Source organism: Streptococcus sp. 3613, assembly GCF_013277375.1.
Classification (GTDB): Bacteria; Bacillota; Bacilli; order Lactobacillales; family Streptococcaceae; genus Streptococcus; species Streptococcus pseudopneumoniae.
The window spans coordinates 19639-41573 of record NZ_VMMV01000031.1 but is presented as its reverse complement, the minus strand read 5'-3'; the positions used below and the strand labels follow the sequence as shown (position 1 = coordinate 41573).

The window sequence follows — 21935 nt, the reverse complement described above, 5'->3', positions numbered from 1 at the left end:
TATCCAGACATATCAGATGAACGTAAAATTGAATTGCTAGAAATGGTATCTTCTAAGTATGCTGCAAGAGCTAGTTTCTTAGATGGAAAGGGAATTACAGTTAATGAGATGGCTTGGATAATTAAGGGCATTGTGACTGGATTGATTGGTAAATACATAAAATTAGGTACTTATGCGGCTAAGTATGGTATTAGTATGGCGCGCTCGATCTTAAGTAGGGCAGCTGCAACTGCAGCAGCAAGAGTAGGATTATTGACCAAGATTTCTGGATGGATTTTACAAATAGCTGTGAATGTAGCTGATGTATATGGTAATTTTGCCTACAATATTGCTGCAGCTTGGGATGCACATGATAAAATCCCTAACAATGGTCGTATAAACTTTTAAAATGCGAGAATGAAAGCACTTTGTATTTTTTTATTGAAAGCACTTTGTATTTTTTTATTGAATATGTTAGCTTGGACAGTGCTTGCAATGATAATCCGTGGAGGGCTAGATGGATTTAATGAGCATACTTGGAGTACTATTTTAATTGCTTCGCTGTCCGGGATATATATAGATTATATGTCCATAGATAAAAGTAGAAAAAAGTCCAAAAGAAAAAAGAAAAAATAGATTTGTTCATGGTAGGGACTTATGAAAGCTTTACTGACAAAAAAGAAAACAGTTTACAAAGAAAAATGATGGAGGAGCAAACATGGCACAAAAAGGAGTAAGCCTTATCAAGGCAGCATTTGATACAGACAACTTTCTCATGCGTTTTAGTGAGAAAGTCTTGGACATCGTGACAGCCAATCTTCTTTTTGTCGTCTCTTGTTTGCCCATCGTGACGATTGGAGTGGCTAAAATCAGCCTCTACGAGACCATGTTTGAGATTAAGAAGAGCAGACGGGTGCCTGTTTTTAAAATCTATCTAAGATCTTTCAAGCAAAATCTGAAACTAGGTCTTCAGCTGGGTTTAATGGAGTTAGGAATTGTGTTTCTTACCCTTTCAGATCTCTATCTTTTCTGGGGTCAAACAGCTCTGCCCTTCCAATTGCTGAAAGCCATTTGTTTAGGTATTCTGATGTTTCTTACTATCGTGATGCTGGCTAGTTACCCTATCGCGGCACGTTATGACCTATCTTGGAAAGAAATTCTTCAAAAAGGATTGATGTTGGCTAGTTTTAACTTTCCTTGGTTCTTCCTCATGTTAGCCATTCTTGTCCTCATTGTGATGGTTCTTTATCTGTCCGCCTTCAGTCTACTCTTAGGTGGCTCAGTCTTCCTACTTTTTGGGTTTGGACTATTGGTCTTTATCCAGACTGGATTGATGGAGAAAATTTTCGCAAAATATCAATAGGAGTCTTATTTCTGAAACTACTTTCAAAGGCTTCAAACGCTATTCTATAAGCTAGAAACTAAAATCTAAGTGTCTATAAGATATTGAAAGCCTTTTCGGTAAAGTGTATACTAAAGAAGTAAAGAAAGAATCTGCTTTAGCAGAAAATAAAAATAATAGGAGAAAATCTATGTCAGATTTGAAAAAATACGAAGGTGTCATTCCAGCCTTCTACGCATGTTATGATGATCAAGGAGAAGTAAGTCCAGAGAGTACACGTGCCTTGGTTCAATACTTCATTGATAAAGGTGTTCAAGGTCTTTATGTCAATGGTTCTTCTGGTGAATGTATCTACCAAAGTGTAGAAGACCGCAAGTTGATTTTGGAAGAAGTCATGGCAGTTGCTAAAGGTAAATTAACTATTATTGCCCATGTTGCTTGCAACAATACCAAAGATAGTATGGAACTGGCTCGCCACGCTGAAAGCTTGGGAGTAGATGCCATTGCAACAATTCCACCAATTTACTTCCGCTTGCCTGAATACTCAGTTGCCAAATACTGGAACGATATCAGTTCTGCAGCTCCAAATACAGACTACGTGATTTATAACATTCCTCAATTGGCAGGGGTTGCTTTGACTCCAAGCCTTTACACTGAAATGTTGAAAAATCCTCGTGTTATTGGTGTTAAGAACTCTTCTATGCCAGTTCAAGATATCCAAACCTTTGTCAGCCTTGGTGGGGAAGACCATATCGTCTTTAACGGTCCAGATGAACAGTTCCTAGGTGGTCGCCTCATGGGTGCCAAAGCTGGTATCGGTGGTACTTATGGTGCTATGCCAGAACTCTTCTTGAAACTCAATCAGTTGATTGCGGATAAAGATTTAGAAACAGCGCGTGAGTTACAGTATGCTATCAACGCTATCATTGGTAAATTGACTGCTGCACATGGAAATATGTACGGTGTCATTAAAGAAGTCTTGAAGATCAATGAAGGATTGAATATTGGTTCTGTTCGTTCACCATTGACGCCAGTAACGGAAGAAGATCGTCCAGTTGTAGAAGCAGCTGCAGCCTTGATTCGTGAAACCAAGGAGCGCTTCCTCTAATCCATAAGGAGGTATTTATGACACACTACGTTGCAATTGATATAGGTGGAACCAACATCAAGTATGGTTTGGTTGATCAAGAGGGGCAACTTCTTGAATCGCATGAAATGCCAACTGAAGCGTATAAGGGTGGATCTCATATCTTACAAAAAACCAAAGATATTGTAGCCAGCTATTTAGAAAAAGGCCCAGTAGCAGGTGTTGCCATTTCTTCTGCAGGAATGGTGGATCCTGATAAGGGGGAAATTTTCTACGCTGGACCTCAGATTCCAAATTATGCAGGAACCCAGTTCAAGAAGGAAATCGAAGAAAGCTTTGCTATTCCTTGTGAGATTGAAAATGATGTCAACTGTGCAGGTCTGGCTGAGGCAGTATCTGGTTCAGGTAAGGGAGCAAGTGTCACCCTTTGCTTGACCATTGGAACAGGTATCGGTGGTTGCTTGATTATGGATGGGAAAGTCTTCCATGGTTTTAGCAATTCGGCCTGTGAAGTCGGGTATATGCATATGCAAGATGGAGCTTTTCAGGATCTCGCTTCTACCACAGCCTTGGTGGAGTATGTAGCAACATCTCATGGAGAAGATGTTGATCAGTGGAATGGCCGACGCATTTTCAAGGAAGCCACTGAAGGCAATAAACTCTGCATGGAAGGTATTGACCGCATGGTAGACTATCTAGGAAAAGGTCTGGCAAATATTTGCTACGTTGCCAATCCAGAAGTGGTTATTCTTGGTGGTGGTATCATGGGGCAAGAGGCTATCCTCAAACCTAAGATCCGCACAGCCTTGAAAGAGGCTTTGGTACCAAGTTTAGCAGAAAAAACACGATTAGAATTTGCCCATCACCAGAATACAGCAGGTATGCTTGGTGCATATTATCATTTTAAGACAAAACAATCCTAGTTTGGCTCAGCCAAACTAGGATTTTCTAATCAAATTCCCTTGACTTTCTTTATAATTGTGAGATAATAAATAAAATATATAAAGGAATTATATAAAATGACTATAGCGAATTCAAGTAAGATTGTGACCTTCCAAGCTAATAGAGAATTAGTAAATGATGCCATGGAAGTGTTAAAAGAAAAAAATCTCTCTCTTTCATCAGCACTCAGATTATTTTTAAAGAATGTTGCCGTAACAAATGAAGTAGATTTACTGAGTGAAGAGGAATTAGAGAAGGAGTATTTGTTTAGACAATTACAAGCAGAAGTTCAAGAAAGTTATGCCAAGATTGAGGCTGGAAATTACTTGACAGATGAGGATGTCGTGACACGCTATGGATTATAAAAGATATAGGATTTTGTATTCTCCTAGAGTGATTGATAGTCTGGATAAAATATATCAGTATATAGCGGAGGAAATCGGTTCTGTAGAGGCTGCGAGACGAAAAGTAGCCAATATTAGAAAAGATATTAATCGGCTAGAAATTTTCCCCCAAGCTGGATTTGATGCTGATGAAAAATTTGGTAAGAAATTAGACCCTCGCTACCAAACGCGAGGGTTGACCTTGAGTAAGGATTACATTGTATTGTATACAATTGTTGAGGATACCGTCAGACTTGCTTATTTACTCCCTTCAAAAAGTGATTACATGAAATTATTCAAGACTAAGTCAAGATATGACTAATTTATAATCTTGAAGAGGTATGTTTGGTGATGAATAAAAATCCTAGTTTGGCTAAGCCAAACTAGGATTTTCTGACACGTTTTTGTCTACGATAGCCGTTGAGTTTCTTATTTTCCCAGTAGCTATTAAAGATTTTTTCCTTGCTTTCGCGATTGATTTCCAAAAAGTAGGCATAAATCAAATCGATAAAGAAGAGCATAGGAAGTTGAGCGGATATTCGTTGGATATAGGAAGGCTGGCTGTGGGTGGCTACAAGAACAGTCTCTGTGTAGGCCTGGCTATCTTTATTGGGAACACTTGAAAAGAGTACAGTCTTTGCCCCCATCTCCTTGGCATCTAATAGACTATCTAAAATAGAAGGTGTTGTACCAGAAAGTGAGAAGCCCAGTACGAGACAATTTTCCTCCATAATGCTGGTTGTCCATGCAAAGCCATCTTGATCGGTCAAGGCTTCGCAGACCACACCCAGACGCATGAACCGCAATTTCATTTCACGGGCGACGAGGCCAGAACTCCCTGTTCCGAAGAAGTAGACACGCTCAGCATCTTCGATTAGCTGGGCAATTCGTTCTAGTTGGATTTCGTCAATCAAGTCTTGTGTTTGTTCCCTCATGTTGCTATAACTTCTGAGGACTCGTTTGGTCAGTGGACTGTGCTTGGAGACTTGGTTGGCTTGATTTTCTGCCTGATGTTGGTATTGGAAAATAAATTCTCGGTAGCCAGTAAAGCCACACTTTTTAGCAAAGCGGGTCAAAGCAGCTTGAGAAATATGTAATTTTTGGGTGACTTGTTGAGAAGATAAATCATCTGTAATCGTTTCAGCTTGCAAAAAATAGTGAGCGATTTCTTGCTCTAGGTCTGTCATTTCTTCAAAATGTGAATCAATGATAGTTGCGATATCTGGTTTGTCCATAGGGAAAGCTCCTTTACATGAGTCATACTGGAAGACTAGATCAGGGAATAGTCACACTTCATTATAACACATAATATAAGGATAGATAAATAAAAACGCATCTCTGTTTTAAAAACGAAAAAGTCGAAAAAGCTTCTTACTTTTCCATAATTTTCTACTCAAATTGTGGTACAATTAAGAATAAGATTTTAATTATACTCTTCGAAAATCTCTTCAAACTACGTCATCGTTGCCTTGCCGTACTCAAGTACAGCCTGCGGCTAGCTTCCTAGTTTGCTCTTTGATTTTCATTGAGTATTAGAAATGAGACTGATTTGTATGAGAAGATTTAACAGCCATTCGATTCCGATTCGGCTTAATTTATTGTTTTCAATCATCATTTTACTCTTTATGACCATTATTGGTCGTTTGTTGTATATGCAGGTTTTAAACAAGGATTTTTACGAAAAAAAGCTAGCATCAGCTAGTCAGACCAAGGTCACAAGCAGTTCTGCCCGTGGGGAAATTTATGATGCTAGTGGGAAACCTTTGGTAGAAAATACGCTAAAGAAGGTTGTTTCCTTTACGCGTAGCAATAAAATGACGGCTACAGACTTAAAAGAAACAGCTAAAAAGTTACTGACTTATGTGAGCATCAGCTCTCTAAATTTGACAGAACGCCAGCTGGCGGATTACTATTTGGCTGATTCTGAAATCTATAAACAGACAGTGGAGGCTCTCCCAAGCGAGAAACGCTTGGATTCAGATGGCAATCGCCTATCCGAATCAGAACTGTATAACAATGCGGTCGATAGTGTCCAAACGAGTCAACTAAACTATACAGAGGATGAAAAGAAAGAAATCTATCTTTTTAGTCAGTTAAATGCTGTTGGAAACTTTGCGACAGGTACCATTGCGACAGATCCTTTAAATGATTCTCAGGTGGCTGTTATTGCCTCTATTTCAAAGGAGATGCCTGGCATTAGTATTTCTACTTCTTGGGATCGAAAGGTTTTGGAAACTTCTCTTTCTTCTATAGTAGGGAGTGTATCCAGTGAAAAAGCTGGTCTCCCGGCGGAAGAAGCAGAAGCCTATCTTAAAAAAGGCTATTCTCTAAATGACCGTGTTGGAACTTCGTATTTGGAAAAGCAATATGAAGAGACCTTGCAAGGAAAACGCTCGGTAAAAGAAATCCATCTGGATAAATATGGTAATATGGAAAGCGTGGATACAATTGAGGAAGGTAGTAAGGGAAACAATATCAAGCTGACCATTGATTTGGCCTTCCAAGATAGCGTGGATGCTCTGCTGAAAAGTTATTTCAATTCCGAGCTAGGAAATGGAGGAGCCAAGTATTCTGAAGGTGTCTATGCAGTCGCCCTTAACCCAAAAACAGGTGCGGTTTTGTCTATGTCAGGGATTAAACATGACTTGAAAACGGGAGAGTTGACGCCTGATTCCTTGGGAACGGTAACCAATGTTTTTGTTCCAGGTTCGGTTGTCAAGGCGGCGACCATCAGCTCAGGTTGGGAAAATGGAGTCTTGTCAGGAAACCAGACCTTGACAGACCAGTCCATCGTCTTCCAAGGTTCAGCTCCCATCAATTCTTGGTATACTCAGGCTTACGGTTCATTCCCTATCACAGCGGTCCAAGCTCTGGAGTATTCATCTAATACCTATATGGTTCAAACAGCCTTAGGTCTTATGGGGCAAACCTATCAACCCAATATGTTTGTCGGCACCAGCAATCTAGAGTCTGCTATGGGGAAATTGCGTTCAACCTTTGGTGAATATGGCTTGGGCTCTGCGACAGGAATTGACCTACCAGATGAATCTACTGGATTTGTTCCCAAAGAGTATAGCTTTGCTAATTACATTACTAATGCCTTTGGGCAGTTTGATAACTATACGCCCATGCAGTTGGCTCAGTATGTAGCAACTATTGCAAATGATGGTGTTCGTGTGGCTCCTCGTATTGTTGAAGGCATTTATGGTAATAATGATAAGGGAGGACTGGGTGACCTGATTCAGCAACTGCAACCGACAGAGATGAATAAGGTCAATATATCCGACTCCGATATGAGCATCTTGCACCAAGGTTTTTATCAGGTTGCTCATGGGACTAGCGGATTGACAACTGGACGTGCCTTTTCAAACGGTGCCTTGGTATCCATTAGCGGAAAAACGGGTACAGCCGAAAGCTATGTGGCAGATGGTCAGCAAGCAACCAATACTAATGCGGTGGCCTATGCCCCGTCTGATAATCCCCAAATCGCTGTTGCAGTGGTCTTTCCTCATAATACCAATTTAACAAATGGTGTAGGACCTTCCATTGCGCGTGATATTATCAATTTGTATCAAAAATACCATCCAATGAACTAGAAAGGAAATTATGCTTTATCCAACACCCATTGCCAAGCTGATTGACAGCTATTCTAAGTTACCAGGTATCGGGATTAAGACGGCTACGCGTTTGGCCTTTTATACGATTGGGATGTCTGATGACGATGTCAATGAATTTGCAAAAAATCTCCTTTCTGCTAAGAGAGAATTGACCTACTGTTCCGTTTGTGGACGTTTGACAGACGACGATCCTTGTTCTATCTGTACCGATCCGACTCGTGACCAGACAACGATTTTGGTGCTAGAGGATAGTCGGGATGTGGCAGCCATGGAGAATATCCAAGAATACCATGGCCTCTATCATGTCCTGCATGGCCTCATTTCTCCTATGAATGGTATCAGTCCAGATGATATCAATCTCAAGAGTCTCATGACTCGTCTGATGGATAGTGAGGTTTCAGAAGTAATCGTAGCAACCAATGCCACAGCAGATGGGGAAGCGACTTCCATGTATCTTTCCCGCTTACTCAAGCCAGCTGGGATCAAGGTTACGCGCCTGGCACGTGGCCTCGCTGTGGGAGCAGATATCGAGTACGCGGACGAAGTGACCCTCTTACGGGCTATTGAAAATCGAACAGAGTTGTAAGTGTAGACAAATTTACGAACTCCATTCATTTATAAAAAATCAAAGAGGCTGAAAATTGTTCCTATCGGCCTCTTTTTGTATAGTGTGATGAGTAGGATCAGGTTCAAGTTTTAAAAAAACAAGCAAATATGATATACTAAAAAGCGAGTATTCTAGTAGAATTAGGACAAATAATATGAAACAAACGATTATTCTTTTATATGGTGGACGGAGTGCGGAACGGGAAGTCTCTGTCCTTTCAGCGGAAAGTGTCATGCGTGCGGTTAATTACAACCGTTTTACAGTTAAGACTTTCTTTATCAGCCAGTCAGGTGATTTTATCAAAACGCAGGAATTTAGCCAGACTCCGGGGCAAGAAGACCGTCTCATGACCAATGCGACCATTGATTGGGATAAGAAAGTTGCACCAAGTGCTATCTACGAAGAAGGCGCAGTGGTCTTTCCAGTTCTTCATGGTCCGATGGGAGAAGATGGCTCTGTTCAAGGATTCTTGGAAGTTTTGAAAATGCCTTATGTCGGTTGCAATATCTTGTCATCTAGCCTTGCCATGGATAAAATCACGACTAAGCGTGTGTTAGAATCTGCTGGCATTGCACAAGTTCCCTATGTGGCTATCGTTGAAGGGGATGATGTGACTGCTAAAATCGCTGAAGTGGAAGAAAAATTGACTTATCCAGTCTTCACTAAGCCGTCAAACATGGGTTCTAGTGTCGGTATTTCTAAGTCTGAAAATCAAGAAGAACTTCGTCAAGCTTTGGAACTTGCCTTTCAATATGACAGCCGTGTCTTGGTAGATCAAGGGGTCAATGCCCGTGAAATCGAGGTTGGTCTCTTGGGAAACTACGATGTCAAAAGCACGCTACCAGGAGAAGTAGTCAAGGATGTTGCCTTTTATGACTACGATGCCAAGTATATTGATAACAAGATTACCATGGACATCCCAGCCAAAATCAGTGATGATGTGGTAGCTGTCATGCGTCAAAATGCAGAGACGGCCTTCCGTGCCATTGGAGGCCTCGGTCTCTCTCGTTGCGATTTCTTCTATACAGATAAGGGAGAGATTTTCCTAAACGAGCTCAATACCATGCCAGGTTTCACCCAGTGGTCAATGTATCCACTACTTTGGGACAATATGGGAATCAGCTACGCAGAACTAATCGAGCGTTTGGTTGACCTTGCCAAGGAAAGCTTTAACAAGCGCGAAGCGCATTTGCTATAAAATGAAAGAGAGGGTAGAAGCCAGAACCATCACTGCCAGGTGACTAGAGTTCTCGGGCTTCGACCCTTTTTAAAGGAGTAGAAATGAAATTAACAATCCATGAAGTTGCCCAAGCTGTTGGAGCTAAAAATGATGTTAGTCTTTTTGCGAACGCCCAGTTAGAAAAGGCTGAGTTTGACAGTCGATTGATTGGGACTGGAGATTTATTTGTGCCACTCAAAGGTGCGCGTGATGGTCATGACTTTATCGAAACAGCCTTTGAAAATGGTGCGGTAGCAACCCTGTCTGAGAAAGAAATCGCAAATCATCCCTACATTCTAGTAGACGACGTGTTGACTGCATTTCAAAAACTAGCTGCCTACTATCTTGAAAAAACGACTGTTGATGTCTTTGCTATTACGGGTTCAAATGGTAAGACAACGACCAAGGATATGTTGGCACATTTGCTGTCAACAATCTACAAAACCTACAAAACTCAAGGAAACTACAATAACGAGATTGGTCTTCCTTACACAGTTCTCCATATGCCTGAAGGAACAGAAAAGTTGGTTTTGGAGATGGGACAGGATCACTTGGGAGATATTCATCTCTTGTCTGAATTGGCTCATCCAAAGATAGCCATCGTGACCTTGGTTGGAGAAGCCCATTTGGCCTTTTTCAAAGACCGTTCGGAGATTGCCCAAGGAAAAATGCAAATTGCAGATGGCATGGCTTCGAATTCCTTGCTTTTGGCCCCAGCCGACTCCATTGTAGAGGCCTACTTGCCAACTGATAAAAAGGTGGTTCGTTTTGGGCAAGGAGCAGAGTTGGAAATCACAGACTTGGTTGAGCGTAAGGACAGTCTGACCTTTAAAGCTAATTTCTTGGAACAAGCCCTTGATTTGCCAGTGACTGGTAAGTACAATGCCACTAATGCTATGATTGCTGCTTATGTGGCCCTACAAGAAGGAGTTTCAGAAGAACAAATTTGTCAGGCCTTCCAAAATCTTGAATTGACGCGTAACCGTACCGAGTGGAAGAAAGCAGCCAATGGAGCAGACATCTTGTCAGATGTTTACAATGCCAATCCAACTGCTATGAAGCTGATTTTAGAGACCTTCTCTGCCATTCCAGCCAATGAAGGGGGCAAGAAAATTGCGGTTTTAGCGGACATGAAGGAACTGGGTAACCAGTCAGTTCAACTCCATAATCAGATGATTTTGAGCCTTTCTCCAGATGTGCTGGATACCGTGATTTTCTACGGAGAAGACATTGCTGAATTGGCCCAACTTGCCAGTCAAATGTTCCCAATTGGCCACGTTTACTATTTCAAGAAAACAGAAGACCAAGACCAATTTGAAGACCTAGTCAAGCAGGTCAAGGAAAGCCTCAGTGCCAATGATCAAATCTTGCTCAAGGGCTCTAACTCTATGAACCTAGCCATGTTGGTAGAAAGTTTAGAAAATGAAACCAAGTGATTTTGTTAAGTATCTGCAAAGAATGATTGCCCTTACAGATACTGGCTTAACCTTTACAAAAGATCCTTTTGACTGTGAGCGCTACGAAGACTTGCGAAGTCTGTTATCTGAAATGTTGAATCAGGTATCAGACCTTGATGCAGACGAAGTGGCAGAACTCTTGAAACCGACCTCCGCTTATGCGACTCCCTTAATGGACGTCCGTGCTTGGATTGTTGAGGATGAGAAGATTTGTCTGGTTAGGGGACAAGGAGAGGATAGTTGGGCTTTGCCAGGTGGCTTTGGTGAAGTCGGCTATTCTCCAACTGAAAATATTCTCAAGGAAATTGAAGAAGAAACCGGTTTTAAAGCCAAAGTTGAAAGACTGCTAGCTGTTTTTGATACCAATCGTTTCCAACTACAGAGCAAACAATATGCAAAGTTTGTTTTTGAATGTAAGCTTCTCGATGGACAATTCCAAGAAAATCAAGAAATCGCTGACCTTCAATTTTTTGCAATTGACCAACTGCCGAATTTATCTGAAAAACGCATTACCAAGGAGCAAATCGAGATTCTTTGGCAGGTTTATCAAGGTCAGAGGGAGCAATATCTTGACTAAGAAGATGATTATCGTATTTCTAAATCCATTTTTGACAAATAGCATGGTATAATAATATGCAGGAAAATTTTGAATTATGAGGAAGACTAGATGAATTTATGGGATATTTTTTTTACAACTCAGCCAACAGAACCACCTAAATTTGACCTTTTTTGGTATGTTAGCCTATTTACGCTCTTAGCCTTGACCTTTTATACAGCCTATCGCTATCGTGAAAAGAAGGTTTACCAACGATTTTTCCAGATTTTACAGGCCGTTCAGTTGATCCTTCTTTATGGTTGGTACTGGGTCAATCATATGCCATTGTCAGAAAGCCTACCCTTTTACCATTGCCGTATGGCTATGTTTGTGGTACTCTTGCTTCCTGGTCAGTCCAAATATAAACAATACTTTGCATTATTGGGAACATTTGGGACATTAGCAGCCTTTGTTTATCCAGTGCCAGATGCTTACCCTTTTCCACATATCACCATTTTATCCTTTATCTTTGGTCATTTAGCACTCTTGGGGAACTCTCTAGTTTATCTATTGAGACAGTATAGTGCGAAATTGCTGGATGTGAAGGGAATTTTTCTCATGACCTTTGCCCTAAATGCCTTGATTTTTGTGGTCAATTTGGTAACAGGTGGGGATTACGGATTCTTGACAAAACCGCCATTGGTTGGGGATCATGGTCTAGTAGCTAATTATTTACTTGTTTCAATTGTGCTGGTAGCTACTATCAGTTTGACTAAGAAAATCTTAGAATTCTTTTTAGCTCAAGAAGCAGAAAAAATGATTGCAAAGAAAGCTTAACACAGAGCTTTCTTTTTTTGTCTTAGAGAGTTTTTACAAGCAGCTTATAAAATAAGAATTTCTGAACATAGAAACTCAAAAATTGGCTGGGAAATTTAGGAAAAAAGCAAGCATGATTAAATTTTTTGTGTTATAATATTCTGTGAATAGCTATGCCTAAGTTTAGCTATGGAATAATACGAAGTGCGAAACTTGGAAGATAGAGAGGATGCGATGTAATGGCTAGAGAAGGCTTTTTTACAGGTCTAGATATTGGAACAAGCTCTGTCAAGGTGCTTGTAGCCGAGCAGAGAAATGGTGAATTAAATGTAATTGGCGTGAGTAATGCCAAAAGTAAAGGTGTAAAGGATGGAATTATTGTTGATATTGATGCAGCAGCAACTGCTATCAAGTCAGCCATTTCCCAAGCAGAAGAAAAGGCAGGCATTTCGATTAAATCAGTGAATGTCGGCTTGCCTGGTAATCTTTTGCAGGTAGAACCAACTCAAGGGATGATTCCAGTAACATCTGATACCAAGGAAATTACGGATCAAGATGTTGAAAATGTTGTCAAATCAGCTTTGACAAAGAGTATGACACCTGACCGTGAAGTCATTACCTTTATTCCTGAAGAATTTATTGTGGATGGTTTCCAAGGGATTCGTGACCCACGTGGCATGATGGGGGTTCGTCTTGAAATGCGTGGTTTGCTTTATACAGGTCCTCGCACTATTTTACATAACCTACGTAAGACAGTAGAACGTGTCGGACTACAGGTTGAAAATGTTATTATTTCACCACTAGCAATGGTTCAATCAGTTTTGAACGAAGGTGAACGTGAATTTGGTGCTACAGTGATTGATATGGGAGCAGGTCAAACGACTGTCGCTACAATCCGTAACCAAGAACTTCAGTTCACACATATTCTCCAAGAAGGTGGAGATTATGTAACTAAAGATATCTCCAAGGTTTTGAAAACCTCTCGCAAATTAGCGGAAGGCTTGAAACTGAATTACGGGGAAGCCTATCCGCCTCTTGCAAGCAAAGAAACCTTCCAAGTAGAAGTTATTGGAGAAGTAGAAGCAGTTGAAGTGACGGAAGCCTACTTGTCAGAAATTATTTCTGCACGAATTAAGCACATCCTTGAGCAAATCAAGCAAGAATTAGATAGAAGACGTCTATTGGAGCTCCCTGGTGGTATTGTCTTAATCGGTGGGAATGCCATTTTACCAGGTATGGTTGAACTTGCTCAGGAAGTCTTTGGCGTCCGTGTCAAGCTTTATGTTCCAAATCAAGTTGGTATCCGTAATCCAGCCTTTGCGCATGTGATTAGTTTATCAGAATTTGCGGGTCAATTAACAGAAGTGAATCTTTTGGCTCAGAGAGCGATAAAAGGTGAGAATGACTTAAGTCATCAGCCAATTAGTTTTGGTGGGATGCTGCAAAAGACAGCTCAGTTTGTACAATCAACGCCTGTTCAACCAGCTCCTGCTCCAGAAGTAGAGCCGGTGGCGCCTACAGAACCAATGGCGGATTTCCAACAAGCTTCACAAAATAAACCGAAATTAGCAGATCGTTTCCGTGGCTTGATCGGAAGCATGTTTGACGAATAAAGAGGAAAAATAAATTATGACATTTTCATTTGATACAGCTGCTGCTCAAGGTGCAGTGATTAAAGTAATTGGTGTCGGTGGAGGTGGTGGCAATGCCATCAACCGTATGGTCGACGAAGGTGTTACAGGCGTAGAATTTATCGCAGCAAACACAGATGTACAAGCATTGAGTAGTACAAAAGCTGAGACTGTTATTCAGTTGGGACCTAAATTGACTCGTGGTTTGGGTGCAGGAGGTCAACCTGAGGTTGGTCGTAAAGCTGCTGAAGAAAGCGAAGAAACACTGACGGAAGCTATCAGTGGCGCAGATATGGTCTTCATCACTGCTGGTATGGGAGGAGGCTCTGGAACTGGAGCTGCTCCTGTTATTGCTCGTATCGCCAAAGATTTAGGTGCTCTTACAGTTGGTGTTGTGACACGTCCCTTTGGTTTTGAAGGAAGCAAACGTGGACAATTTGCCGTTGAAGGAATCAACCAACTTCGTGAGCATGTAGATACTCTATTGATTATTTCAAACAACAACTTGCTTGAAATTGTTGATAAGAAAACACCGCTCTTGGAGGCTCTTAGCGAAGCGGATAACGTTCTTCGTCAAGGTGTTCAAGGGATTACCGATTTGATTACCAATCCAGGATTGATTAACCTTGACTTTGCCGATGTGAAAACAGTTATGGCAAATAAAGGGAATGCTCTCATGGGTATTGGTATCGGTAGTGGAGAAGAACGTGTGGTAGAAGCGGCGCGTAAGGCAATTTACTCTCCACTTCTTGAAACAACAATTGATGGAGCAGAAGATGTGATTGTCAACGTAACTGGTGGTCTTGACTTAACCTTGATTGAGGCAGAAGAGGCTTCACAAATTGTGAACCAGGCAGCAGGTCAAGGAGTGAACATCTGGCTCGGTACTTCAATTGATGAAAGTATGCGTGATGAAATTCGTGTAACAGTTGTTGCAACAGGTGTTCGTCAAGACCGCGTAGAGAAGGCTGTTGCTCCACAAGCTAGACCGACTACTAACTACCGTGAGACAGTGAAACCAGCTCATTCACATGGCTTTGATCGTCATTTTGATATGGCAGAAACAGCTGAATTGCCAAAACAAAATCCACGTCGTTTGGAACCAACTCAGGCATCTGCTTTTGGTGATTGGGATCTTCGCCGTGAATCGATTGTTCGTACAACAGATTCAGTCGTTTCTCCAGTTGAACGCTTTGAAGCCCCAACATCACAAGATGAAGATGAATTGGATACACCTCCATTTTTCAAAAATCGTTAAGTAAATGAATGTAAAAGAAAATACAGAACTTGTTTTTCGAGAAGTCGCAGAGGCTAGTCTGAGTGCTCATCGAGAGAGTGGTTCAGTCTCTGTCATTGCAGTTACCAAGTATGTAGATGTACCGACAGCGGAAGCCTTGCTTCCGCTAGGTGTTCATCATATCGGTGAAAATCGTGTCGATAAGTTTCTGGAAAAATATGAAGCTCTAAAAGATCGAGATGTGACTTGGCATTTGATTGGTACCTTGCAAAGACGTAAGGTGAAAGATGTCATTCAATACGTTGATTATTTCCATGCCTTGGATTCAGTAAAGCTAGCAGGGGAAATTCAAAAAAGAAGTGACCGAGTCATCAAGTGTTTCCTTCAAGTAAATATTTCTAAAGAAGAAAGCAAACACGGTTTTTCGAGAGAGGAACTGCTGGAAATCTTGCCAGAGTTAGCCAGACTAGATAAGATTGAATATGTCGGTTTAATGACGATGGCACCTTTTGAGGCTAGCAGTGAGCAGTTGAAAGAGATTTTCAAGGCGGCCCAAGATTTACAAAGAGAAATTCAAGAGAAACAAATTCCAAATATGCCTATGACCGAGTTAAGTATGGGAATGAGTCGTGATTATAAAGAAGCGATTCAATTCGGTTCCACCTTTGTTCGTATAGGCACATCATTTTTTGAGTAGGAGAGAACCATGTCTTTAAAAGATAGATTCGATAGATTTATAGATTATTTTACGGAGGATGAGGATTCAAGTCTCCCTTATGAAAAAAGAGATGAGCCTGTGTTTACTCCAGTAAATTCTTCACAGGAACCGGCTCTCCCAATGAATCACCCTTCACAGTCGGCTGGAACAAAGGAGAACAATATCACCAGACTTCATGCAAGACAACAGGAATTGGCAAATCAGAGTCAGCGTGCAACGGATAAGGTCATTATAGATGTTCGTTATCCTAGAAAATATGAAGATGCAACAGAAATTGTTGATTTATTGGCAGGAAACGAAAGTATCTTGATTGATTTTCAATATATGACTGAAGTGCAGGCTCGTCGTTGTTTGGATTACCTGGATGGGGCTTGCCATGTTCTAGCTGGAAGTCTGAAAAAAGTAGCTTCTACCATGTATCTGTTGACACCAGTGAATGTTATTGTGAATGTAGAAGATATTCGTTTGCCAGATGAAGATCAACAGGGTGAGTTTGATTTTGATATGAGACGAAATAGAGTACGATAATGATTTTTTTAATTCGTATGATTTATAATGCAGTGGATATTTACTCCCTGATTTTGGTAGCCTTTGCTGTCATGTCTTGGTTTCCAGGCGCCTACGAATCCAGTTTGGGTCGTTGGATTGTAGCGTTGGTAAAACCAGTGCTTGCTCCCTTGCAACGCCTGCCTTTACAGATAGCGGGCCTTGATTTATCTGTTTGGGTTGCGATTGTTTTGGTTCGATTTTTAGGAGAAAACCTAGTCCGTTTTCTGGCGATGATAGGATGAATAAAGGGATTTATCAGCATTTCTCCATAGAAGATCGTCCCTTTCTTGACAAGGGAATGGAATGGATAAAGAAGGTAGAAGATAGCTATGCTCCTTTTTTAACTCCTTTTATCAATCCTCATCAGGAGAAACTATTAAAGATTTTGGCCAAAACCTATGGTCTTGCTTGTAGCAGTAGTGGGGAATTTGTCTCGAGTGAGTATGTTCGAGTTTTATTATACCCAGATTATTTCCAACCAGAGTTTTCAGATTTTGAAATATCTCTTCAGGAAATTGTGTATTCCAATAAATTTGAACATTTAACGCATGCTAAGATTTTAGGGACAGTCATCAATCAATTAGGGATTGAACGGAAACTTTTTGGAGATATCCTAGTAGATGAAGAACGGGCGCAGATTATGATTAATCAGCAGTTTCTTCTTCTCTTTCAAGATGGATTAAAGAAAATTGGCCGTATACCTGTTTCGCTGGAGGAACGTCCTTTCGCCGAGAAAATAGATAAGCTAGAACAGTATCGAGAACTGGATTTATCTGTGTCTAGTTTTCGATTAGATGTTCTTTTATCAAATGTTTTGAAACTATCTAGGAATCAAGCAAACCAGTTGATTGAAAAGAAACTTGTCCAAGTAAATTATCATGTGGTAGACAAATCAGATTACACTGTTCAAGTTGGAGATTTGATTAGTGTGAGAAAATTTGGTCGCTTGAGATTACTTCAAGATAAGGGACAAACGAAAAAAGAGAAGAAAAAAATAACCGTCCAGTTATTATTAAGTAAGTGAGGAATAGAATGCCAATTACATCATTAGAAATAAAGGACAAGACCTTTGGAACTCGATTCAGAGGCTTTGATCCAGAAGAAGTCGATGAATTTTTAGATATTGTGGTTCGTGATTACGAAGATCTTGTTCGTGCGAATCATGATAAAGATTTGCGTATTAAGAGTTTAGAAGAGCGTTTGTCTTACTTTGACGAAATGAAAGATTCATTGAGCCAGTCTGTATTGATTGCCCAAGACACAGCTGAGCGAGTGAAACAAGCAGCACATGAACGTTCAAACAATATCATTCATCAAGCAGAGCAGGATGCGCAACGCTTGTTGGAAGAAGCTAAATATAAGGCAAACGAGATTCTTCGTCAAGCAACAGACAATGCTAAGAAAGTTGCTGTTGAAACCGAAGAGTTGAAGAACAAGAGCCGTGTCTTCCACCAACGTCTCAAATCTACAATTGAGAGTCAGTTGGCTATTGTTGAATCTTCAGACTGGGAAGATATTCTTCGCCCAACAGCTACTTATCTTCAAACCAGTGATGAAGCCTTTAAAGAAGTGGTTAGCGAGGTACTTGGAGAACCGATTCCAGCTCCAATTGAGGAAGAACCAATTGATATGACACGTCAGTTCTCTCAAGCAGAAATGGCAGAGTTACAGGCTCGTATTGAAGCAGCCAATAAAGAATTGGCTGAATTTGAATCTCAGACTAAACAGGAAGTGGAAGCTCCAACTCCTGTAGTGGGTCCTCAAATGGAAGAAGAACCTGCTCATCCAGTTGGTCCAATGTATGAAGAGCCAGAAGTAGCTCCAGTACATCCTTCGGCTCCAACACCAGCTACAGAAACATTTGATTCAGCACCAGGATTTGAAGCACCGCAAGAATCCGTTACAATTTTATAAGAAATATTCTGAGAACAATATCTTATCCTTATATTTCCAGCGAGCAGGAGATGGTGTGAGTCCTGCATTCCCTAACGATAAGATTATCCTCTCAAAAACTCAAGTCTGAATGGAGTAAGATTTGACGTTCCCCACGTTACGGGATAAGAGGGAGAAAGACTAGATCTTTTTCCGAATAAAGGTGGTACCACGATTTTCGTCCTTTTTGGCAGTCGTGGTTTTTAATTTGTGATTATTTATAAAGGAGATACCATGAAACTCAAAGATACCCTTAATCTTGGGAAAACAGCTTTCCCAATGCGTGCAGGCCTTCCTACCAAAGAGCCAGTTTGGCAAAAGGAATGGGAAGATGCAAAACTTTACCAACGTCGTCAAGAATTGAACCAAGGAAAACCTCATTTCACCTTGCATGATGGCCCTCCATACGCCAACGGAAATATCCACGTTGGACATGCTATGAACAAGATTTCAAAAGATATCATTGTTCGTTCAAAATCAATGTCAGGTTTTTACGCGCCATTTATCCCAGGTTGGGATACTCATGGTCTGCCAATCGAGCAAGTTTTGGCAAAACAAGGTGTCAAACGTAAAGAAATGGACTTGGTTGAGTACTTAAAACTTTGCCGTGAATACGCTCTTTCTCAAGTAGATAAACAACGTGAAGACTTTAAACGTTTGGGTGTTTCTGGTGACTGGGAAAATCCATATGTGACTTTGACTCCTGACTATGAGGCAGCTCAAATCCGTGTATTTGGTGAGATGGCTAATAAAGGTTATATCTACCGTGGTGCAAAACCAGTTTACTGGTCTTGGTCATCTGAGTCAGCCCTTGCTGAAGCAGAGATTGAATACCATGATTTGGTTTCAACTTCCCTTTACTATGCCAACAAGGTAAAAGATGGCAAAGGTGTTCTAGATACAGATACTTATATCGTTGTTTGGACAACTACTCCATTTACTATCACAGCTTCTCGTGGTTTGACTGTTGGAGCGGATATTGATTACGTCTTGGTTCAACCTGCTGGTGAAGCTCGTAAGTTTGTCGTTGCTGCAGAATTGTTGACTAGCTTGTCTGAGAAATTTGGTTGGGCTGATGTTCAAGTGTTGGCAACTTACCGTGGTCAAGAATTGAACCACATCGTGACAGAACACCCATGGGATACTGCAGTAGATGAGCTCGTTATCCTTGGTGACCACGTTACCACTGACTCTGGTACTGGTATCGTCCATACAGCCCCTGGTTTTGGTGAGGACGACTATAATGTTGGTATTGCTAATGGTCTTGAAGTCGCAGTGACTGTTGACGAACGTGGTATCATGATGAAGAATGCTGGTCCTGAGTTTGAAGGCCAATTCTATGAAAAGGTAGTTCCAACTGTTATTGAAAAACTTGGTAACCTCCTTCTTGCCCAAGAAGAAATCTCTCACTCATACCCATTTGACTGGCGTACTAAGAAACCAATTATCTGGCGTGCAGTTCCACAATGGTTTGCCTCAGTTTCTAAATTCCGCCAAGAAATCCTGGACGAAATTGAAAAAGTGAAATTCCACTCAGAATGGGGTAAAGTTCGTCTTTACAATATGATTCGTGACCGTGGCGACTGGGTTATCTCTCGTCAACGTGCTTGGGGTGTTCCACTTCCTATCTTCTACGCTGAAGATGGTACAGCGATCATGACAGCTGAAACGATTGAACATGTGGCTCAACTCTTTGAGGAACATGGTTCAAGCATTTGGTGGGAACGTGATGCTAAGGACCTCTTGCCAGAAGGATTTACTCATCCAGGTTCACCAAATGGCGAGTTCAAAAAAGAAACTGACATCATGGACGTTTGGTTTGACTCAGGTTCATCATGGAATGGAGTGGTAGTAAACCGTCCTGAGTTGACTTACCCAGCAGACCTTTACCTAGAAGGTTCTGACCAATACCGTGGTTGGTTCAACTCATCACTCATCACATCTGTTGCTAACCATGGTGTAGCACCTTACAAACAAATCTTGTCACAAGGTTTTGCCCTTGATGGTAAAGGTGAGAAGATGTCTAAATCTCTTGGAAATACCATTGCTCCAAGTGATGTTGAAAAACAATTTGGTGCAGAAATCTTGCGTCTCTGGGTAACAAGCGTTGACTCAAGCAACGACGTACGTATCTCTATGGATATCTTGAGCCAAGTCTCTGAAACTTACCGCAAGATCCGTAACACCCTTCGTTTCTTGATTGCCAATACATCTGACTTTAACCCGGATCAAGATGCAGTAGCTTACGATGAGCTTCGTTCAGTTGATAAGTACATGACGATTCGCTTTAACCAGCTTGTCAAGACCATTCGTGATGCTTATGCAAACTTTGAATTCTTGACGATCTACAAGGCCTTGGTGAACTTTATCAACGTTGACTTATCAGCCTTCTACCTTGATTTTGCCAAAGACGTTGTTTACATTGAAGGAGCTAAATCACTGGAACGCCGTCAAATGCAGACTGTCTTCTATGACATTCTTGTGAAAATTACGAAACTCTTGACACCAATCCTTCCTCATACTGCGGAAGAAATTTGGTCATACCTTGAGTTTAAAACAGAAGACTTTATTCAATTGTCAGAATTACCAGAAGCAGAGACATTTGCTAATCAAGAAGAAGTCTTGGATACATGGGCTGCCTTTATGGATTTCCGTGGACAAGCTCAAAAAGCCTTGGAAGAAGCGCGTAATGCAAAAGTTATCGGTAAATCACTTGAAGCACACTTGACAGTTTATCCAAATGAAGTTGTGAAAACTCTACTCGAAGCAGTAAACAGCAATGTAGCTCAACTTTTGATCGTGTCTGAGTTGACCATCGCAGAAGGACCAGCTCCAGAAGCTGCCCTTAGCTTCGAAGATGTCGCCTTCACAGTTGAACGTGCTGCAGGCCAAGTATGTGACCGTTGCCGTCGCACCGACCCAACAACAGCAGAACGCACCTACCAGGCAGTCATCTGTGACCACTGTGCAAGCATCGTAGAAGAAAACTTTGCGGACGCAGTCGCAGAAGGATTTGAAGAGAAGTAAGGTTGTTGTATGATACTAAGAAGGAAAAGGATTGCCAAACAGTCCTTTCCTTTTTGGTTATGACTAGCTTTTTTGTGAAAAATTGTGTAAAATAGAATAGATAAACGAGGGGAAACCTCGGAAAATTTAAAGGAGAATCCATCTAATGGTAAAATTGGTTTTTGCTCGCCACGGTGAGTCTGAATGGAACAAAGCTAACCTTTTCACTGGTTGGGCTGATGTTGATTTGTCTGAAAAAGGTACACAACAAGCGATTGACGCTGGTAAATTGATCAAAGAAGCTGGTATCGAATTTGACCAAGCTTACACTTCAGTATTGAAACGTGCGATCAAAACAACTAACTTGGCTCTTGAAGCTTCTGACCAATTGTGGGTTCCAGTTGAAAAATCATGGCGTTTGAACGAACGTCACTACGGTGGTTTGACTGGTAAAAACAAAGCTGAAGCTGCTGAACAATTTGGTGATGAGCAAGTTCACATCTGGCGTCGTTCATACGATGTATTGCCTCCAAACATGGACCGTGATGATGAGCACTCAGCTCACACAGACCGTCGTTACGCTTCACTTGATGATTCAGTTATTCCAGATGCTGAAAACTTGAAAGTGACTTTGGAACGTGCCCTTCCTTTCTGGGAAGATAAAATCGCTCCAGCTCTTAAAGATGGTAAAAACGTATTCGTAGGAGCTCACGGTAACTCAATCCGTGCCCTTGTAAAACACATCAAAGGTTTGTCAGATGACGAGATCATGGACGTGGAAATCCCTAACTTCCCACCATTGGTATTCGAATTCGATGAAAAATTGAACGTAGTTTCTGAATACTACCTTGGAAAATAAAAAATTGTAAGTCTAGAAT

At 41.1% G+C, this 21935-nt stretch carries 23 protein-coding genes; 22 read left to right on the top strand and 1 reads right to left on the bottom strand.

Annotated features, from left to right (window positions below):
- Positions 1-42 precede the first annotated feature (42 nt).
- From HT708_RS03950 to HT708_RS03925, 7 genes are all read left to right on the top strand, one after another.
- Complete coding sequence (locus HT708_RS03950) at positions 43-387, top strand: hypothetical protein (RefSeq protein WP_025170608.1); 345 nt, start codon at positions 43-45, stop codon at positions 385-387.
- A gap of 33 nt (positions 388-420) precedes the next feature.
- Positions 421-615: a hypothetical protein gene (locus HT708_RS11735; protein WP_001810112.1), complete on the top strand. Its 195-nt coding sequence runs from the start codon at positions 421-423 to the stop codon at positions 613-615.
- Positions 616-697: 82 nt separating this feature from the next.
- A complete protein-coding gene (locus HT708_RS03945; RefSeq protein WP_023936029.1) occupies positions 698-1342 on the top strand; it encodes a YesL family protein in 645 nt (214 codons plus the stop codon).
- 169 nt (positions 1343-1511) lie between these two features.
- Positions 1512-2429, top strand: coding sequence for a dihydrodipicolinate synthase family protein (locus HT708_RS03940; protein WP_172926018.1), 918 nt, complete (start codon positions 1512-1514; stop codon positions 2427-2429).
- Positions 2430-2446: 17 nt separating this feature from the next.
- Positions 2447-3331, top strand: a complete 885-nt coding sequence (locus tag HT708_RS03935; RefSeq protein ID WP_000150277.1) for an ROK family protein — start codon at positions 2447-2449, stop codon at positions 3329-3331.
- A 96-nt stretch (positions 3332-3427) separates the two neighbouring features.
- Positions 3428-3715: a hypothetical protein gene (locus tag HT708_RS03930; RefSeq protein WP_000150673.1), complete on the top strand. Its 288-nt coding sequence runs from the start codon at positions 3428-3430 to the stop codon at positions 3713-3715.
- Positions 3705-4055: a type II toxin-antitoxin system RelE/ParE family toxin gene (locus tag HT708_RS03925; protein ID WP_000384968.1), complete on the top strand. Its 351-nt coding sequence runs from the start codon at positions 3705-3707 to the stop codon at positions 4053-4055. Before HT708_RS03930 ends, HT708_RS03925 begins: the two co-directional genes overlap by 11 nt.
- Before the next feature lie 61 nt (positions 4056-4116).
- Here HT708_RS03925 and HT708_RS03920 read toward each other — a convergent pair whose 3' ends face one another.
- Complete coding sequence (locus tag HT708_RS03920) at positions 4117-4968, bottom strand: MurR/RpiR family transcriptional regulator (protein ID WP_023936026.1); 852 nt, start codon at positions 4966-4968, stop codon at positions 4117-4119.
- Positions 4969-5271: 303 nt separating this feature from the next.
- Between HT708_RS03920 and pbp2b the strand changes: the two genes are divergently transcribed.
- The 15 genes from pbp2b to HT708_RS03845 all read left to right on the top strand — a co-directional run bounded on the left by pbp2b (position 5272) and on the right by HT708_RS03845 (position 21916).
- Complete coding sequence (gene pbp2b, locus HT708_RS03915) at positions 5272-7329, top strand: penicillin-binding protein 2B (RefSeq protein WP_172926017.1); 2058 nt, start codon at positions 5272-5274, stop codon at positions 7327-7329.
- Between the two features lie 10 nt (positions 7330-7339).
- A complete protein-coding gene (recR, locus tag HT708_RS03910) occupies positions 7340-7936 on the top strand; it encodes a recombination mediator RecR (protein WP_000966762.1) in 597 nt (198 codons plus the stop codon).
- A gap of 175 nt (positions 7937-8111) precedes the next feature.
- A complete protein-coding gene (locus HT708_RS03905; protein WP_172926016.1) occupies positions 8112-9155 on the top strand; it encodes a D-alanine--D-alanine ligase in 1044 nt (347 codons plus the stop codon).
- A gap of 83 nt (positions 9156-9238) precedes the next feature.
- Positions 9239-10612, top strand: a complete 1374-nt coding sequence (murF, locus tag HT708_RS03900; RefSeq protein ID WP_000778737.1) for a UDP-N-acetylmuramoyl-tripeptide--D-alanyl-D-alanine ligase — start codon at positions 9239-9241, stop codon at positions 10610-10612.
- Positions 10599-11210, top strand: a complete 612-nt coding sequence (locus HT708_RS03895; RefSeq protein WP_000804584.1) for an NUDIX hydrolase — start codon at positions 10599-10601, stop codon at positions 11208-11210. The genes murF and HT708_RS03895 overlap by 14 nt, the downstream gene beginning before the upstream one ends.
- 90 nt (positions 11211-11300) lie before the next feature.
- On the top strand, positions 11301-12005 hold the full coding sequence (locus HT708_RS03890) for a TIGR02206 family membrane protein (protein ID WP_001055261.1): 705 nt from the start codon (positions 11301-11303) through the stop codon (positions 12003-12005).
- Positions 12006-12223: 218 nt separating this feature from the next.
- Positions 12224-13597 carry a cell division protein FtsA gene (ftsA, locus tag HT708_RS03885; protein ID WP_023936022.1) on the top strand — a complete coding sequence of 458 codons (1374 nt, stop codon included), beginning with the start codon at positions 12224-12226 and terminating at the stop codon, positions 13595-13597.
- Positions 13598-13613: 16 nt separating this feature from the next.
- Positions 13614-14873 carry a cell division protein FtsZ gene (gene ftsZ, locus HT708_RS03880; protein WP_000144268.1) on the top strand — a complete coding sequence of 420 codons (1260 nt, stop codon included), beginning with the start codon at positions 13614-13616 and terminating at the stop codon, positions 14871-14873.
- 4 nt (positions 14874-14877) lie between these two features.
- Entirely contained in the window at positions 14878-15549 is a 672-nt protein-coding gene (locus tag HT708_RS03875) for a YggS family pyridoxal phosphate-dependent enzyme (protein WP_050207849.1), read from the top strand.
- 9 nt (positions 15550-15558) lie between these two features.
- Positions 15559-16098 carry a cell division protein SepF gene (locus HT708_RS03870; RefSeq protein WP_023933203.1) on the top strand — a complete coding sequence of 180 codons (540 nt, stop codon included), beginning with the start codon at positions 15559-15561 and terminating at the stop codon, positions 16096-16098.
- Entirely contained in the window at positions 16098-16361 is a 264-nt protein-coding gene (locus HT708_RS03865; protein WP_000576513.1) for a YggT family protein, read from the top strand. Before HT708_RS03870 ends, HT708_RS03865 begins: the two co-directional genes overlap by 1 nt.
- A complete protein-coding gene (locus HT708_RS03860) occupies positions 16358-17143 on the top strand; it encodes an RNA-binding protein (RefSeq protein ID WP_001032411.1) in 786 nt (261 codons plus the stop codon). Before HT708_RS03865 ends, HT708_RS03860 begins: the two co-directional genes overlap by 4 nt.
- Positions 17144-17151: 8 nt before the next feature.
- The gene (locus HT708_RS03855) at positions 17152-18033 is read left to right on the top strand and encodes a DivIVA domain-containing protein (protein WP_319637060.1); all 882 of its coding nucleotides are present in this window, start codon (positions 17152-17154) and stop codon (positions 18031-18033) included.
- A 252-nt stretch (positions 18034-18285) separates the two neighbouring features.
- On the top strand, positions 18286-21078 hold the full coding sequence (gene ileS / locus HT708_RS03850; protein WP_172926015.1) for an isoleucine--tRNA ligase: 2793 nt from the start codon (positions 18286-18288) through the stop codon (positions 21076-21078).
- A 145-nt stretch (positions 21079-21223) separates the two neighbouring features.
- A complete protein-coding gene (locus HT708_RS03845) occupies positions 21224-21916 on the top strand; it encodes a phosphoglycerate mutase (protein ID WP_000240129.1) in 693 nt (230 codons plus the stop codon).
- Positions 21917-21935 lie beyond the last annotated feature (19 nt).

What these genes read in the sequence shown, in the direction of transcription:
- ftsZ (WP_000144268.1), top strand. Translation starts at nt 13,614, where the DNA reads ATGACATTTTCATTTGATACAGCTGCTGCTCAAGGTGCAGTGATTAAA.
- HT708_RS03870 (WP_023933203.1), top strand. Translation starts at nt 15,559, where the DNA reads ATGTCTTTAAAAGATAGATTCGATAGATTTATAGATTATTTTACGGAG.
- HT708_RS03845 (WP_000240129.1), top strand. Translation starts at nt 21,224, where the DNA reads ATGGTAAAATTGGTTTTTGCTCGCCACGGTGAGTCTGAATGGAACAAA.
- HT708_RS03930 (WP_000150673.1), top strand. Translation starts at nt 3,428, where the DNA reads ATGACTATAGCGAATTCAAGTAAGATTGTGACCTTCCAAGCTAATAGA.
- HT708_RS03875 (WP_050207849.1), top strand. Translation starts at nt 14,878, where the DNA reads ATGAATGTAAAAGAAAATACAGAACTTGTTTTTCGAGAAGTCGCAGAG.
- HT708_RS03945 (WP_023936029.1), top strand. Translation starts at nt 698, where the DNA reads ATGGCACAAAAAGGAGTAAGCCTTATCAAGGCAGCATTTGATACAGAC.
- HT708_RS03865 (WP_000576513.1), top strand. Translation starts at nt 16,098, where the DNA reads ATGATTTTTTTAATTCGTATGATTTATAATGCAGTGGATATTTACTCC.
- ftsA (WP_023936022.1), top strand. Translation starts at nt 12,224, where the DNA reads ATGGCTAGAGAAGGCTTTTTTACAGGTCTAGATATTGGAACAAGCTCT.
- HT708_RS03935 (WP_000150277.1), top strand. Translation starts at nt 2,447, where the DNA reads ATGACACACTACGTTGCAATTGATATAGGTGGAACCAACATCAAGTAT.
- HT708_RS03860 (WP_001032411.1), top strand. Translation starts at nt 16,358, where the DNA reads ATGAATAAAGGGATTTATCAGCATTTCTCCATAGAAGATCGTCCCTTT.
- HT708_RS03925 (WP_000384968.1), top strand. Translation starts at nt 3,705, where the DNA reads ATGGATTATAAAAGATATAGGATTTTGTATTCTCCTAGAGTGATTGAT.
- pbp2b (WP_172926017.1), top strand. Translation starts at nt 5,272, where the DNA reads ATGAGACTGATTTGTATGAGAAGATTTAACAGCCATTCGATTCCGATT.
- HT708_RS03890 (WP_001055261.1), top strand. Translation starts at nt 11,301, where the DNA reads ATGAATTTATGGGATATTTTTTTTACAACTCAGCCAACAGAACCACCT.
- ileS (WP_172926015.1), top strand. Translation starts at nt 18,286, where the DNA reads ATGAAACTCAAAGATACCCTTAATCTTGGGAAAACAGCTTTCCCAATG.
- murF (WP_000778737.1), top strand. Translation starts at nt 9,239, where the DNA reads ATGAAATTAACAATCCATGAAGTTGCCCAAGCTGTTGGAGCTAAAAAT.
- recR (WP_000966762.1), top strand. Translation starts at nt 7,340, where the DNA reads ATGCTTTATCCAACACCCATTGCCAAGCTGATTGACAGCTATTCTAAG.
- HT708_RS03950 (WP_025170608.1), top strand. Translation starts at nt 43, where the DNA reads ATGGTATCTTCTAAGTATGCTGCAAGAGCTAGTTTCTTAGATGGAAAG.
- HT708_RS03940 (WP_172926018.1), top strand. Translation starts at nt 1,512, where the DNA reads ATGTCAGATTTGAAAAAATACGAAGGTGTCATTCCAGCCTTCTACGCA.
- HT708_RS03920 (WP_023936026.1), bottom strand. Translation starts at nt 4,968, where the DNA reads ATGGACAAACCAGATATCGCAACTATCATTGATTCACATTTTGAAGAA.
- HT708_RS03905 (WP_172926016.1), top strand. Translation starts at nt 8,112, where the DNA reads ATGAAACAAACGATTATTCTTTTATATGGTGGACGGAGTGCGGAACGG.
- HT708_RS03895 (WP_000804584.1), top strand. Translation starts at nt 10,599, where the DNA reads ATGAAACCAAGTGATTTTGTTAAGTATCTGCAAAGAATGATTGCCCTT.
- HT708_RS03855 (WP_319637060.1), top strand. Translation starts at nt 17,152, where the DNA reads ATGCCAATTACATCATTAGAAATAAAGGACAAGACCTTTGGAACTCGA.